This is a genomic window from Phenylobacterium sp., from assembly GCF_031360265.1.
Lineage (GTDB): Bacteria > Pseudomonadota > Alphaproteobacteria > Caulobacterales > Caulobacteraceae > Phenylobacterium.
The window spans coordinates 1-14,652 of record NZ_JANMBF010000086.1; the positions used below are offsets into that span (position 1 = coordinate 1).

Below are 14,652 nucleotides of genomic sequence, written 5' to 3' on the forward strand. Positions count from 1 at the left end.
CCATACGCATCATTGCAACGTTTCGATAATGCCGCCGTCCAGTCCCGCGGCAAGGTGTCAAAGCCGAGAGAGAGCCGGGGCGAGGCTGGAGCAACGCAGCGGACGGGCCGATGCGCCGCCTTGCAATCCGACGCTCGGGAGGTCCGCTTAGGGCCGGTCCTAAGCTCGCAGCCCGCAGGCTGACATTCCCTGAAACCGACAGCGGCCCCTCGAGAGGGCCGTCAACCGCCCTGCCGTGTGGCTTGTCGTCATGGCTAGAGCCAGGCCGGAGTTGGGCAAACTGCGCCTGACCAGAAACGAGAAAGGATCTGGTCAGCCAGCACCGCCGTGAGAGCCGGGCCGACTATCCACTGACCCCGAACCGCGCCTGCATCAGGCTGAGCGTCGCCATGCGCAGGATGATCGCCGAAGCCTCGCTGGTGACAGTAGCGTCGCCCGACGCGACGGCGTCGAGATAGGCCACTGACTTCGATGGATCGAAGAACGGCTGGTCGGCGAAGCTGGACGAACGGATGATGTCCTCGCAATGCTGGCGCAGCGGGTCGGCCTTGGCCGTACGGGTCGCTGGCTGAAGCGGCGGGGCGAGGAAGGGATGCTTCTGGCGCGCATAGAGTTCGGGCGTGATGACGTCGCGGGTCGCCTCGCGCAGCACGTACTTCTCAGTCGTCTCGCGGATCTTGTAGGGCACGGGCAACCCGGCGGCATATTCGGCGACGTGGTGATCGAGGAACGGAACCCGTCCTTCAATCGAATGCGCCATTTCCATCCGGTCGGCCAGCACCGTCAGTATGAAGTTAATCAGCATCGACTTCTGCCAGAGGTACAGCGCGGTGTTCACGGCGTCACGGCCGGCGATCTGGCCCGGAATGTCCAGCTCCGCGAGCAGTCTCGAATAGGGCGCGCCTAGGTCGACGCCGCCGGGCGCGTCAGCCCGCATCAGCTCCGACAGTTGCCGGTACTGGACCGACATGCCCTGGATCCACGAAGGGCAATGCCCAATGGCGGCCTCGATGTGCGCGATCCCGGGGGCCGGCGCGCCGGAGGGGAACATTATCGCGCGCGACAGCGGGTTGTTCTCAAGCAATTGGGCGATCGCCGCCTCGCGGGCGGCGTGGTCGGCATAGCCGCCGCCGTAGAGCATCAGGTCGCGGCGCTCGAACAGATATCCGGCCAGCATCTCGTCCGACCCCTCGCCAGTGAACACCACCTTGATGCCCGCGTCGCGGACCGCCCGCGACAGCAGGAACTTGGCGGCAGAGTTGGCGTTGAAGATCGGTCGCTCGCAGTGCCAGACGGTGTCTTCCAACGCATCGGCCATGGATTGGGGTGAGACGGGAACAGGTTCGTAGTTCGACCCCGTGAAGGCGGCGGTGCGCTGGGCCAACGGCGATTCGTCGAACGCGCCCTCGAAGGCGATGGTGAAGGCGCGGATCGGGCGATCAAGGCGGGCTTGAGCCAGCCCCAGCACGGCAGAGGAATCCAAACCGCCGCTCAGGTAGCAGGCTACCTCGACATCAGCGGTCAGGCGTTCGGCGACGGCTTCGTCGAGCACCTGTCGGAATCCCGCTACGATCTCGGCCTCGCTGCGCCGATCGTCCTGCAGGACCGCGTCGGTCGGGTAGCTGTTCTCCCAATAGCGCTCGATGCGCACCGCCCCGTCCTTGGCGATGACGAGGCAACCGGGCGGAACCTGCTGGATGTCCTGCAGCAGGAAGGCGTCACTGCGCATGCCCGAGAGATCGCCCAGCACGCCTTGGGCGTCCCAGCGCGCCGGCACACCCAGCGCCAGGAGAGCCTTGGCCTCGGAAGCGAACAGAACGTCGCCGTTGATGCAGGCATAGAACAGCGGCTTGATCCCGAAGCGATCACGGGCGGCGATCAGCTCGCCGCTGCGGCGGTCGGCGACCACGACGGCGAACTCGCCACGCAGGTGATCAACAAAACCGAGGCCGTGCCTGTCGTAGAGGTGAAGGGCGATCTCGCTGTCGGACTCGGTGATGAAGCGATAGCCCTGTTCGCGCAATCGGGTCCGAATGGCCTGGTAGCCATAGAATTCGCCGTTGACCACTACGTTGAGATCGCCTCGCGCGTGGCTCAGCGGCTGTACGCCATTGTCGAGGCCGATGATGCTCAGGCGCACGTGGCCAAGCGCGGTCCTGCGGTCCGCAGAGAACCAGCTGGCGCTGCCGTCAGGGCCACGGTGGGCAATGGTCGCCAGGGCGCCGTCCAGGCGCTCAGCCGCAAGCCAGGGCGCGCGCAACTGCGCCGCAATCAATCCGCACATCCGACGTTTCCCCCGCGGCCAAGCGTCGACGCGCGACCGAAATCGCCCCCCGCCCCGCCAGCCTTGCTCATCACGTTTAAGCGCGGAGCCTCGGGTAAAGAAGCGGGAATTGTCAGATCAATTCCACCAAGCAGCAATGCCCCTTCACCTTCACCCTGGCCGCCTACAACCGCTGCGCAGGACAAGGATCAGCCGCTAAACCTCGACCAACCGACAAAACCACCCGCACTCCTCCGGTTTTTCCTCAGCCTGCTAGGGAGCCGCCTGCCCGGTCGATCGAGAAGGGAGAGGCAGCCTTCGTCGGGCTGGCGACGTTCGACCGGGCGACCTCAACGACCTTGCCAGTCGCTCCGGCCTTCAGGCGCGCCAACAGGGCGGCGCCGCAGCCCCTTCGTGTCTGGACAGTCCGCGACCCCGTCCGGACCCCGCGGACAAAGCGCTTGCAATCCGTTCGGTGTTGTAGTTGACTATAACACTGATCCCAGGCGAACGACCTCTGCCTCGGAACGCCCTGCCGGAACCGATCATGGACCCAGAGTGGAATGACAGTCAGCCGATCTACCGCCAGATCCGCGATCGGGTGGTCGCGATGATCCTCGACGGCCTGCTCAGGGATGGCGATCCCCTGCCCTCCGTCCGCACCGTGGCCACCGAGTCGCGGGTCAATCCGCTGACCGTGCTGAAGGCCTATCAGCAGATCGAGGGCGAGGAGCTCGTCGAGAAGCGCCGGGGCCTTGGCATGTTCGTCAGGATCGGCGCCCGGGACCTGCTGTTGCGCGCCGAGCGGCAGAGGTTCCTCAGCGAACAGTGGCCCGCCGTCGCCGCCACCATCCGGCGGCTGGGACTGACCCAGGATGAGCTGGCCGCCGCCGGCCCCGCCCCGACCCGCAAGGAGCACTAAGGCCATGGCCTGCATCGAAGCCCGCGACCTTCGCAAGACCTACGGAAGGTCCGTGGCCCTGGACGGCGTCGACCTGCGCGTCGAGGAAGGCCGCGTCCTGGGCCTGATCGGTCCCAACGGCGCCGGCAAGAGCACCGCGCTCGCGGCCATGCTCGGGCTGATCGAATTCCAGGGCGACCTGCGGGTGCTCGGGCTCAATCCCTGGACCGAGCGGGACCGGCTGATGGCGCAGGTCTGTTTCATCGCCGATGTCGCGGTGCTGCCGCGCTGGATGCGGGTGCGCCAGGCGCTGGACTATGTGGCCGGCGTCCATCCCAGGTTCGACCGCGCCAAGGCCGAGGCCTTCCTCGCCCGGACCACGATCAAAGCCGCCAGCCGGATCCGCGAACTGTCCAAAGGCATGGTCACCCAGCTGCACCTGGCCCTGGTAATGGCCATCGACGCCAGGCTGCTGGTCTTGGACGAGCCGACGCTGGGGCTCGATATCCTCTACCGCAAGGCGTTCTACGACGGCCTGATCAACGACTACTTCGACGGCGCCCGGACCATCGTGGTCACCACTCACCAGGTGGAGGAAGTCCAGCACATCCTCACCGACGTGGCCTTCATCGACCGCGGCCGCATCGTGCTGCACGCCAGCATGGAGGATATCGAGATCCGCTTCGCCGAGCTGATGGTGGCGTCCGACGCGCTGGACGCGGCGCGCGCCTTGCGGCCGATCCACGAACGCCAGCTGTTCGGTCGCCACATCCTGCTGTTCGACAACGCCGACCGTGACCGGCTGGCCGCCCTGGGCGAAGTGCGCCCCGCCAGTCTCGCCGACCTCTTCGTGGCGATCCTCGGCGGCCCCCCCTCCCCATCCGCAACGTCAGGAGCCGGCGCATGAGCCAGGCAGCCAACGCCACGCGCCCCTTCTACTGGTCGGTCCGCCGCGAACTCTGGGAAAGCCGCTCGATCCTGGTGGCGCCGCTGGCGACCACCGGCCTGGTTCTGCTGGGCTTCCTGGTCAGCACCATCGGCCTGCCGGGCCGGCGGCTGGAAACCCTGACCCTCGACCCGCTCCACCAGCTGAAGGTGATTGGCGAGCCCTACGTCGTCTCCGGCGTGATCCTCACGGGCGTCATGATGATCGTGGCGTTGTTCTATTGCCTCGGCGCGCTCTTCGACGAGCGTCGCGACCGCAGCATCCTGTTCTGGAAGTCGCTTCCGGTCTCCGACCTGACAACCGTGCTGTCGAAGGCGGCGATCCCGATGGCGGTGATGCCGGCGCTGACCTTGGCGGCCATCGTCGGCGCGCAGGCGATCATCCTGCTGGTCTCGACGCTGATCCTGGCCGGCGCGGGCGTCAGCACCGCGATACCCTGGTCGCTGGGCGACATCGTCGGAGAGGGCGTCGCGCTCGCCTACGGACTGGTCACGCTCAGTCTGTGGCTGGCGCCGGTCTATGGCTGGCTGCTGCTGGTGTCGGCCTGGGCGCGACGGGCGCCGTTCCTCTGGGCCGTGCTCCCGCCCCTGGCCCTGTGCGCGGGGGAGCACCTGGCGTTCCGGTCCAACCTGTTCACCGCCGCCCTGATCGACCGGCTGACCGGCGCCGACGCCCATGCCTTCGTCGGCGCATGGCCGCTATCGGGCCAGGGGCCGGCCGGCCTGCCGCCGCTGGGGCTGGCGCGGATCGATCCCCTCAGGTTCCTGGGCAGTCCCGGACTGTGGGTCGGCCTGCTGATCGCCGCCGCCTGCCTGGCTGGCTGCGTCTGGCTGCGCCGCCGCCGCGAACCGATCTGACCCCGGCCCAGCTTCGCCACCTCCTGACCCAAGGGATCGCAACCGCATCATGTCCCGCCTGCCCCACCTGATCATCGTCCTGGCCCTGGCCGCCGGCGCCGCCGTCGCCGGCCCCTATCGGGCGCCGCGCACCGCCTTCGGCGCCCCCGACCTGCAGGGCCTGTGGACCAACACCTCGCTGACCTTCCTGCAGCGGCCGCCGGTGTTCAAGGCCCTGATCGCCACCGACAAGGAGGCGGCCTTCATGGAGACCATGTTCCGCAAGATGGTGGGCGACCTGATCAGTCCCGATCCGGTCGATCCGAAGCTGCCCGCGCCGCCGGTGGTCAAGGAGGCTCCGCAGACCGACTACCTGGAGATGGATATCCACCTGGCCCGGGTGAACGGCCAGCTGCGGTCTTCCTGGATCGTCGATCCGGCCGACGGCCGGCTGCCCTTCTCGCCGGCCGGCAAGGCGATCCGCGACCGGGCCATCAAGGACGACCTCGACGGTCCCGAGGGCCGCCCCACCGAGGAACGCTGCCTCACCGCGATCGGCTCGCCGGAAGGCCCGCCGATGATGAACACCGGATTCAACGGCCACTACCAGATCGTCCAGACGCCCGGCTATGTGGTCATCCACATCGAGATGAACCACGACGTGCGGATCATCCGGATGGGCCAGCGCACCCACCTCCCGGCCAACATCCGCCCCTGGATGGGCGATTCCGTCGGCTGGTGGGAGGGCGAGACCCTGGTGGTGGAAACCACCAACCTGAACCCCAAGTCCTACGTCGGCAGCCTGGGCGGCGGGTTTCCCTATTCGGCCCAGGGCCGGCTGACCGAACGCTTCACGCGGACGGCCAAGGACCAGATGCTCTATGAATTCTCGGTCGACGATCCGGGCGTCTTCACCAAGGTCTGGCGCGCCGAAATGCCGATGCGGGCCGCCAAGGGTCCGATCTACGAATACGCCTGCCACGAGGGCAACTATTCGCTGCCCAACATCCTGCAGGGCGCGCGGTCGGAGGAGCGCGCCGCGATCCTTGCGTCACCCGCGACTGGCCCCGAAGTCCGATAGCGGGCGCGGCGCAGCCGCGACGAAGGTCGCGGAGGGCTGCGTCAGGCGAAGATCGCTGTCCGCCGACGGCGCAGGGCCGCGCCGGTCAGACCCATCCCGCCGATCATCAGCGCCCAGGACGCCGGTTCCGGCACACCGCCGCCACCGCCGCCACCGCCGCCACCGCCGCCGAAGCAGCCGCCGCCGGTCGCCAGAGCGCAGGTCGCGGCCCCGACATTGCCGGTCTTGCCAGCCGCGTTGACCACATCGGCGATGAACCACATCTTCTTCCCGCCGTAGACGGTGCTGCTTTGGAACAGGTCCGACAGGGCCAGGCCATTCGCCGTGAACTTCAGTTCCGTCGGATTGATGCCGGGCTGCCAGCCGGGCAGGCAGGGCGTCTTCTTCTTGCCGTTCGTTCCCGCGTCACACTGCAAGGCGTTGGTGAAGGCGCCAAACGGCGAGGCGTTCACGCCGGTGAAGGCCGTCGCGGTCGCCGCGCCGCCGCCGATCAGGGTGATGCCCGAATAGGTGAAGCTCTTGCTGGTGTTGAACGCGAACGACCAGTGGTTGGAGTCGGGCGCGTGGCGCATCTCCCAGCCCGGATTCAGCTTCATATCGAAGGCCAGGTTGCCGCCCGCGTCATTGACGGAGACGTTGCCAAAGGCATCGACGCCGCCGGCCACGGTGGTGACCAATGCCGCCGGATCTGAAATGGTCAGCGCGAAATTATAGACCGTGGCGTTCGACGCGCTCGCAAGACCAAGCACAGACATAGATACAACCAAGCCAAGTATCTTCTTCATATCACAGTCCTGAATTGTAGGTTCAACCTTCCGGTTTCAATCTTGACTATAGTCGACGCCAGCTTGTCGCAATTCTTTTCCCCTGGCGCGAGAATCCAACCGGAAAGGCTTCGGCGCGACCACCGATCCAAGCCTGGGCGCCTATCGATTCAGGCGCCCGCCGCCCACGCCAGGTATTCCGGCCGCGCCAGCAGCCGCTCCGCATAGAGGCCGGCCGCGCCATCGTCGCCGAAGTCCGAAGCGAGCACGCCATAGGTGCGAAACCGCGTCGCCACCGGCGTATAGAAGGCGTCGGCGATCCCCCATTCGCCGCCCCCCAGCCACGGCCCGCCGAACCGCCCCAGCAGCCCGCGCCACAGCGCCACGATCCGGCGGATGTCCTTGTGCGTCGCGTCCGACAGAGCCACCGCGCGCGGCGCGGCGCCCAGGTCCATCGGGCATTCCCCCCGCAGCGAGGCGAACCCGGAATGCATCTCCGCGGCCGCGGCGCGGGCAAACGCCCGGGCCACCGGGTCCGCCGGCCACAGCTGGGCCTGCGGGAACCGCTCGGCCAGATATTCGCAGATCGCCAGCGAGTCGGAGATCGCCACCTCCCCGTCCCGCAACGCCGGCACGAGCCCCGACGGCGACCGCGCCAGGATCGCCGCCCCGCTGATCCCGTTCTCCTGGCGCAGCGGGATCAGCGTCTCGTCGAACACCGCCCCGGTCTTCTTCAGCGCCAGCCACGGCCGCATCGACCACGTCGACCAGGCCTTGGTCCCGATCACCAGTTCCATGCGCTCATCCTCAATGGCCTCCCCCAACGCCTAACCCTTTCCGCGCCGCGGGGAAACGTTTCGGCCCCGCGCCTTGCCGCTTCCCACCTGCGGACAAATGCGGGACGTTGCGCTTGCCGGCCGTCAGAGCCGGGCGGAGGACGCACCCATGGCCGATATCGCCAACCCCTCGCCGGAGGGGCTGATCGACGACGCCGCGCCCATCCTCGCCGATCCGCGCCCCGACGCTCTACGATCCGACGATCCGCCGGTCTCCGACGCCTATCGCCGCTATGCGCTGTGGCTGCTGCTGCTGATCTATGTGGTCAACTTCCTCGACCGCCAGGTGATCAATATCCTGGCCGAGCCGATCAAGAACGACCTGCGCCTGGCCGACTGGCAGCTGGGCCTGCTCTCGGGCTTTGCCTTCGGCATCGTCTACACCCTGCTGGGGTTCCCGCTGGCCCGCGCCGCCGACCGCCACAACCGCCCGGTGATCATCGCCTCGTGCCTGGCCGCCTGGAGCGTCTTCACCGGCGTCTGCGGCCTGGCCCAGACCTTCGTCCAGCTGGTCGCCGCCCGCGCCGGCGTCGGTATCGGCGAGGCCGGCTGCACGCCCACCTCCCATGCGCTGATCGCCGACTATTCGCCGAAGGAAAAGCGCGCCTCGGCGCTGGCCTTCTATTCCATGGGCACGCCGATCGGCTCCCTGCTGGGCCTGGCCATCGGCGGGGCCATGAGCGACTGGCTGGGCTGGCGCAAGGCGTTCCTGATCGCCGCCGTCCCCGGCCTGATCCTGGCCGTCGTGGCGTTGTTCACCCTGAAGGAGCCGCGCCGCAAACTCGCCAAGGCCACCCAGGCGGCGAGCGCCAACCTGGCCACCTTTACCGAGACCTTCCGCTACCTGGCCGGCAAGCGCGCCTTCTGGTTCCTGGCCTTCGGCGCCGGCGTCCGCAGCTTCCTGGGCTACGGCCACGCCCCCTTCCTGCCCAGCTTCTTCTACCGGGTGCATGGCCCCGAGATCACCGCGCTCGCCCATCAGTTCCACGTCGGCAAGGGCGCCTTCATCGGCCTGGCGCTGGGCCTGATCGGTGGGATCAGCGGCACGCTGGGCTCCTGGGTCGGCGGCCAGATCGCCGACCGCTGGGGCGCCCGCGACCTTAGGGTCTATGGCTCCGTGCCGGCCATCGCCGTCGTCTGCGGCGCGCCGCTGGCGCTGCTCATCTACACCACCGACAGCGCCGCCCTGGCGCTTTGCCTGACCAGCGTCACCGCCTTCCTGGGCACGCTCTGGTACGGGCCCGTCTATGCCTCGGCCCAGGGCATGGTGCCCCAGCGCATGCGCGCCATGAGCGCCTCGATCATGCTGTTCGTGATCAATTTCCTGGGCCTGGTGATGGGCGCCCTGAGCATCGGCGCCCTTTCCGACATCCTCAACAAGGGCCTGGGCCTGGGTCCCGCCGAAGGCGTCCGCTGGGCGCTGATCCTGTCCACCGCCGGCGGCACGATCTCCGCCCTGCTGTTCTGGCTGGCCCGCAAGAACGTCCGCGAGGAGATGGTCAGTTAGGAAGGGGGACCACCTTCCCAGCCATGACCTCACAGAAAGTCCTCGTCCGACATGTCCGCCCCGCTGTTCGGATCGGCCCAATAGCTGTCGTCGTCCCCGTCGCTCTCGCCCTCCACCGCCCCGCCCCGCGCCTCGCCGGTGGCGTTCGGGCCCCAGGTCGAGCGCGGCTCGCGGATCACCGCGGGCGGCGGCAGGGACTGGCCGGCCGTCGGACCCTTGTGGTGCACCGAGACCATCGAATACTGGTGCTCCGCCGGTTCGTCGCTCCAGCGTCCCGGCTCGTCCTTTGAGCCGATGATGAACTTTTTCAGATAGACGTGCAGCGCCCCATTATCGCCGCTCGGCGCCTCGGCGGCCTTGATCAGCCCGTATTTCTTGGGCTCCAGCTTGCCCACGTGCCAGCGCAGCTGCGCCAGCCGCACCTGGGTCAGATAGGCCGTCTTCGGCGTCGCCGCCTGCGCCAGCTCCCAGCCCTGCTCGAACAGCTGGTCGGCGCGAATCGCCATGGCCGCCGCCAGGGCGTGCCCGAACTCCGGCTGGTCCTTGCGCCATCTGTAGACCGTGGCGGCCACCGGCATCGACGGATCGCGGCACACCGAGCTCAGCGACTCTCCAGCGCTCACCCGCTCGAAGATCGCCTGCGCCGTCGCCAGGCAATAGGTGGACCGGCCGCCAAAGAACGGCCCCCCCGCCGCGCGCCGCGCCGCCAGATACCGCGCCGCGAACCCCGGCCGCTCACGCGTCCATTTGCACACCGTCCGCGTCGCCGGCATGGCGGGGTCCGCGCAGACCGAGCGCAGGCTCTCGCCCGCCGCGATCCGCGCCAGCAACCCCTTCACCACCCCCGGCGCCACCTTGGCCCGACGCCGCCTGTCCTCACGCGCCACGACCGGCGCGCCCCCGCCATCGGACCCATCCATCGGACCATCCTTGCAAAGTTGAAAAGGGGAAAAGCGGGAAGCCGCCGCACAGCAGCCGCAGCCTCCCCCGCGCGCAATGGCCGGTGAGCGGGAGATGCGGCAAACCGAGGGAGGGGGATATCAGCCGAAGCGCGAGCTACGCCCGAGGCGCAGGAACCACCGCTACCGAATTCTAGCGCAAATCAAATTCAGGCGCAAGAACAAATAAGGAACCAATGGCCCCTTGACGACACGATGGATTACGGTGACAGTTGCGATAACTTCCAAATTCGAAATTCTCGGCAATGGCTCTACAAATTATACAAATTACGGTGACAGTTGCAATAACCCCTAAATCCGAAATTCTCGGCGATGGCTCTAGAGAGAATGGGGGTTATTGCAACTGTCACCGTAATCGGGAGCATCAGGACAAGATCAAAGGCCGAATCGAGGAGTTAAAGGGCGAAGGCAAGGGGCATGTCGCTGGCGGGGACAAGCCTGAGGAGCGTGTAGACACCCCTGGCGGGGAGAAGGGGTCGCGTAGACCGGATATCACGATGGAAAATCCGGATGGTTCGAAATACCGAGAAAACGTCGGCCGGCAAAACAAGGATGGGTCGCCCGTGGCGCGCGAACGAAGAGCTAGAGAGGACATTGAGCGTGCAACAGGCCAATGCAATTTCTCGCCGTACTGCAAATGACCAGAGGGACGCGAAGCGTAAATTTCTTCTGCATGCCAGAGGAGCTTTCTTGCGCAGTTGACCTTGTAGTACGAGGCGAGGACGTATCTGTCTGCAATCTAAGTCTAGATTCGCCCTACATTATCAGGCCAGTAAGGCTGCATAATAATCCGTGGTCACTTGAGCGAGAATTATGGATCGTTCCTGATAGCTACATTGGCGCAGGGCCAGATTTGGTATCATCTCTTGGTCTTGTTCAGCTATATTTTCCAGAGATTGCAGATAGTGCCCTTAGGATGGGAGCTGTTTCGATTAAGGTCCTTGAGCCGGAACACCCCAAAATTCCGACTTGCGAACGGGCTTACAAAGAAATTCGCAAGCGTATAACGAAATCATTTCGGTCGGGGATCTGGGCAACAAACGTCGTGCATGGCGGATCTGCGTTTTACAAGGACCTCTTTATCTCTGGGGAGGCAGATTCATTCGCCAGATCTGGAGGCCAGCTTGTTTCTCAGTTTGGCGATGGAAATGTCGTCTACAGCGTCGAGCCGCCGAGTGTAGATGCACGATAAGGTAAGCCACCTCTCGCAGCCGCTGATGTCCTGCTCGTTGGCCGCGCACGCAGGATAAAAGGGCGCGATGTGCGATGCGGGTAAGTCGCCGCTGCGCCACGTCTTTTTGCACCTCGCCCAGGGTGGTCGCGAGGTGCGGAATCGCCGATCTCCCTGAACTTCCCTGACAATCCGCGAGGTGCGCCGCCGAACGCGCGCGGCAGCCCTACGCGAGGGTGCGATCCGAGGGCTTGGGGACGATGGCAGGATAGCCTTCGTGGCGGCGGATCACTACAGCTTGGCCGTGGCGAGGGTCTCGGGGCGACGCGGGGAGATCGGCCCGGACGGGCGAGCTTGGCTGGAATTAGTCACAAGGGCGCAGTTACGGGTCGGATGTGCTGCGCCCACTGACCCCTGCGCCAGGCCGCTCGCGGCGCCCCGATGATCGGGCTCTCCGCGCGGCCGATCCGAGCCCCAGACCCAAGATTGTGGACAATGGCGCATATACCGGTCGCGTGGGCTACACCCACCCGACTGCTGCGGTCGGGCTCTGCCCGACACCCTTCAAATCCTCCGGACTTGAGCCAAGGCCGCCGGCCTTAGCGATCCCAGGAGCGCGTGTGCGGGCCTTACGGAGGCGTGGTGGGGGAGCGGAGCCGGCCGGCCGCCTCAACCCCGCTGGCGCGCCCTGGCGGGCTCGGCCTGCGGCCTCGGGGTGTGACCCGCCCGCCCGTCCCCGCTGAGGGCTGTCCGTGCGGATCGAGGGGCCGATCCGCTTCGGGGACGAAGCGGCCGGTCGAGGGGGTCTTGAGAGCTGCTGACAGGCGCCGCCAGAGGCGCGGCTGAGAGCCGAACCTTGGGGTGGCGCATCGATGTAGCCGCCGGCTGGCGGCGGCGTCGTCAGCCGATGATCTGGCCGATGGCTTGGCGCAGGGCGTCCTGGTCTTCGGGCGCCAGGGCGCCAAATTACGGTGACAGTTGCAACAACCCCTAAACCGAAGGCCTCGGCGCTGACTCCAGAGAGGCTGACTCCAGAGAGAACGGGGGTTATTGCAACCCGCACCGCAACCTACCGTAACCTTGGACTTTGGGTAACGGTCCGGGCTGTCGCTTTGCTGCTTTTACAGCATGGCTTAGCGAGAGGTTTTTTGGCGGGATAGGCGGCCGGATGGCCTTCTGCGTGACCTACTCGCCAGAGTCCTTGCTGGCAAACACACCCCCCTATCCCCCCGCCCCGCGCCCCGCTAACCTGCCCGCCAACACCGCCACCCGCCAAGCGGGGGCCGCAGTATCCGTTCTTGGGGGAACGCCGAGCATGACCGACACCACCGCCGGCCCGGGCCGCAAGGCCGCCGCATCGGCCGCCGCGCCCGCCAAGCCGTTCTATTCCGAGGGCTACAAGCGCCTGGTGCTGGCGCTGCTGGTCACCGCCTACACCTTCAACTTCATCGACCGCACGATCATCGCCACCATCGGCCAGGCGATCAAGGTCGACCTGAAGATCTCCGACACCCAGCTGGGCCTCCTGGGCGGGCTCTATTTCGCCCTGCTCTACACCCTTCTGGGCATCCCCATCGCGCGCTTCGCCGAGCGGTTTTCCCGGGTCAACATCATCTCCGGCGCCATCGTCATCTGGTCGGCCTTCACCGCGCTCTGCGGCCTGGCCACCAGCTTCTTCATGCTGGGCGCGTTCCGCTTTGGCGTCGGCGTGGGCGAGGCGGGGCTTTCGCCGCCGTCACACTCGCTGATCAGCGACTACTATGAGCCCAAGCGCCGGGCCTCGGCGCTGTCGGTCTATTCCTTCGGCATCCCGCTCGGCACCATGCTGGGTGCGATCATCGGCGGCTATCTGGCGCAGAATTTCTCCTGGCGCATCGCCTTCATGGTGGTGGGCATTCCAGGCGTCCTGGTGGCGATCGCCATCCGGCTGCTGATCAAGGAGCCCCCGCGCGGCCATTCCGAGCCCGAGCAGCCGCCGACCTCGGTCGACGCCCTCAGCATCGTCGAGCCTCCCAAGCCCAAGGCCTCGCTCGGCCAGGAGCTGCGCGAGATCGGCGCGGTGGCGCGCATCCTGTTCACCAAGTGGCCGGTGGTGAACATGGTGCTGGGGGTGACCCTGGTGTCCTTCGCGGGCTATGGCGCGGGCCAGTTCATCCCGCCCTATTTCATCCGCACCTTCCACCTGAACTATGCCCAGGTCGGGCTGATCACCGGCCTGGCTGGCGGCTTCTCGTCGGGCATCGGCACGCTCCTGGGCGGGTTTCTCAGCGACCGGCTGTCAAAGCGCAGCCCGCGCTGGTACGCGCTGACCCCGGCGATCGGCCTGACCATCGCCACCCCGCTCTATATGGCGATCTACCTCGTCGCGACCTGGCAGATGGCGGCGCTGATCTTCCTGATCCCCGGCATCTTCGCCTACACCTACCTGGGCCCCACGTTCGGGGTGGTGCAGAACATGGTCGACACCCGCAGGCGGGCGACCGCCACGGCGATCCTGTTCTTCTTCCTCAACCTGATCGCACTCGGCGGCGGGCCGCCGCTGATCGGCTGGGTGATCGACCATCTGGCCAGCTTCCACTTCACCCATCCCGACATGCCGGGCTTCTTCCAGGGGCTCACCGGCTTCCTCGACGCCCCGCGCCAGCTGTTCCAGACCGCCTGCCCCGGCGGCATCGCGCCCAAGGGCGGCGCGCCCGAGCTGGACCAGGCCTGCAAGGGCGCCCTGGTGCTGGCCACCCGCCACGGCATCCTGATCGGCTACCTGTTCGGCCTGTGGGGCGCCGTCCACTACTTCCTGGCCTCCTTCGGCCTGAAGGAAGCCCTGGCCAAAGCCCGCGCCGACCGCGGCGAAGGCGACTAAGGACGAGAAGAGCAATAGCGGAAGACGCGGAAGACCGCCTTTCGACTCAAGGGCCACGAAGAAGAGGAAGACCGCCAAGACGCCAAGGCGCGAAGCGCGATCCTTATCACAGCGCGAACGGACCGATCCTGACCCTTCGCGCTCTTTGAGTCCTTCTTGGCCTTCGTGTTCCCGTCTTGGCGTCTTGGCGTCTTGGCGGTCAATCCTCCCGCCTCTCAGCCCAGGGACAGCAGCCCGCTCACTCGGACAGCAGCGCCGCCCCGCCTTCTGCGTCTTTCCGCGTCTTCCGTGGTTCAAATTTGACTCCAGCCGCCTTCGCCCGCAAACCCCGCCGCATGATCCCCCGTTACGCCCGCAAGGAAGCCGCCGACGTCTGGAGCCCCCAGGCGCGGTTTCAGATCATGTTCGCCATTGAGGCGCACGCCGCCGACGCCATGGCCGATCTGGGGGTGATCCCCAAGGAAGCCGCCCGGGTGATCTGGGAGAAGGGGCGTCACGCCCTCTGGGACGCCGACCGCATCGACGAGA

10 protein-coding genes and 1 pseudogene are annotated in these 14,652 nt (G+C 66.7%); 7 read left to right on the forward strand and 4 right to left on the reverse strand.

Annotation, left to right across the window (positions count from 1 at the left end):
• Positions 1–343: 343 nt before the first annotated feature.
• Positions 344–2,284: an asparagine synthase (glutamine-hydrolyzing) gene (gene asnB, locus RMN86_RS07890; RefSeq protein ID WP_309605288.1), complete on the reverse strand. Its 1,941-nt coding sequence runs from the start codon at positions 2,282–2,284 to the stop codon at positions 344–346.
• A gap of 526 nt (positions 2,285–2,810) precedes the next feature.
• Between asnB and RMN86_RS07895 the strand changes: the two genes are divergently transcribed.
• Genes RMN86_RS07895 through RMN86_RS07910 form a run of 4 tightly spaced genes read left to right on the forward strand, consistent with a single transcriptional unit; the run spans position 2,811 to position 6,027 of the window.
• A complete protein-coding gene (locus tag RMN86_RS07895) occupies positions 2,811–3,185 on the forward strand; it encodes a GntR family transcriptional regulator (RefSeq protein ID WP_309605289.1) in 375 nt (124 codons plus the stop codon).
• Positions 3,186–3,189: 4 nt separating this feature from the next.
• Positions 3,190–4,071 carry an ABC transporter ATP-binding protein gene (locus RMN86_RS07900; protein ID WP_309605290.1) on the forward strand — a complete coding sequence of 294 codons (882 nt, stop codon included), beginning with the start codon at positions 3,190–3,192 and terminating at the stop codon, positions 4,069–4,071.
• Positions 4,068–4,967, forward strand: coding sequence for a hypothetical protein (locus RMN86_RS07905; protein WP_309605291.1), 900 nt, complete (start codon positions 4,068–4,070; stop codon positions 4,965–4,967). Before RMN86_RS07900 ends, RMN86_RS07905 begins: the two co-directional genes overlap by 4 nt.
• Before the next feature lie 49 nt (positions 4,968–5,016).
• Positions 5,017–6,027, forward strand: a complete 1,011-nt coding sequence (locus RMN86_RS07910) for a hypothetical protein (protein WP_309605292.1) — start codon at positions 5,017–5,019, stop codon at positions 6,025–6,027.
• A 41-nt stretch (positions 6,028–6,068) separates the two neighbouring features.
• On the opposite strand, the gene RMN86_RS07915 is transcribed toward RMN86_RS07910, so the two are convergent.
• Together RMN86_RS07915 and RMN86_RS07920 are read right to left on the reverse strand one after the other, a co-directional pair.
• A complete protein-coding gene (locus RMN86_RS07915) occupies positions 6,069–6,812 on the reverse strand; it encodes a PEPxxWA-CTERM sorting domain-containing protein (RefSeq protein ID WP_309605293.1) in 744 nt (247 codons plus the stop codon).
• A gap of 149 nt (positions 6,813–6,961) precedes the next feature.
• Positions 6,962–7,588, reverse strand: a complete 627-nt coding sequence (locus RMN86_RS07920; protein ID WP_309605294.1) for a glutathione S-transferase family protein — start codon at positions 7,586–7,588, stop codon at positions 6,962–6,964.
• A 148-nt stretch (positions 7,589–7,736) separates the two neighbouring features.
• Between RMN86_RS07920 and RMN86_RS07925 the strand changes: the two genes are divergently transcribed.
• Positions 7,737–9,134: an MFS transporter gene (locus tag RMN86_RS07925; RefSeq protein ID WP_309605295.1), complete on the forward strand. Its 1,398-nt coding sequence runs from the start codon at positions 7,737–7,739 to the stop codon at positions 9,132–9,134.
• Between the two features lie 29 nt (positions 9,135–9,163).
• On the opposite strand, the gene RMN86_RS07930 is transcribed toward RMN86_RS07925, so the two are convergent.
• Complete coding sequence (locus RMN86_RS07930; RefSeq protein WP_309605296.1) at positions 9,164–10,054, reverse strand: hypothetical protein; 891 nt, start codon at positions 10,052–10,054, stop codon at positions 9,164–9,166.
• Positions 10,055–12,579: 2,525 nt separating this feature from the next.
• Here RMN86_RS07930 and RMN86_RS07935 point away from each other — a divergent pair.
• Together RMN86_RS07935 and RMN86_RS07940 are read left to right on the forward strand one after the other, a co-directional pair.
• A complete protein-coding gene (locus tag RMN86_RS07935) occupies positions 12,580–14,124 on the forward strand; it encodes an MFS transporter (RefSeq protein ID WP_309605297.1) in 1,545 nt (514 codons plus the stop codon).
• A 335-nt stretch (positions 14,125–14,459) separates the two neighbouring features.
• Positions 14,460–14,652 (forward strand): annotated as a pseudogene (locus RMN86_RS07940) (adenylosuccinate lyase); the annotation flags it as partial.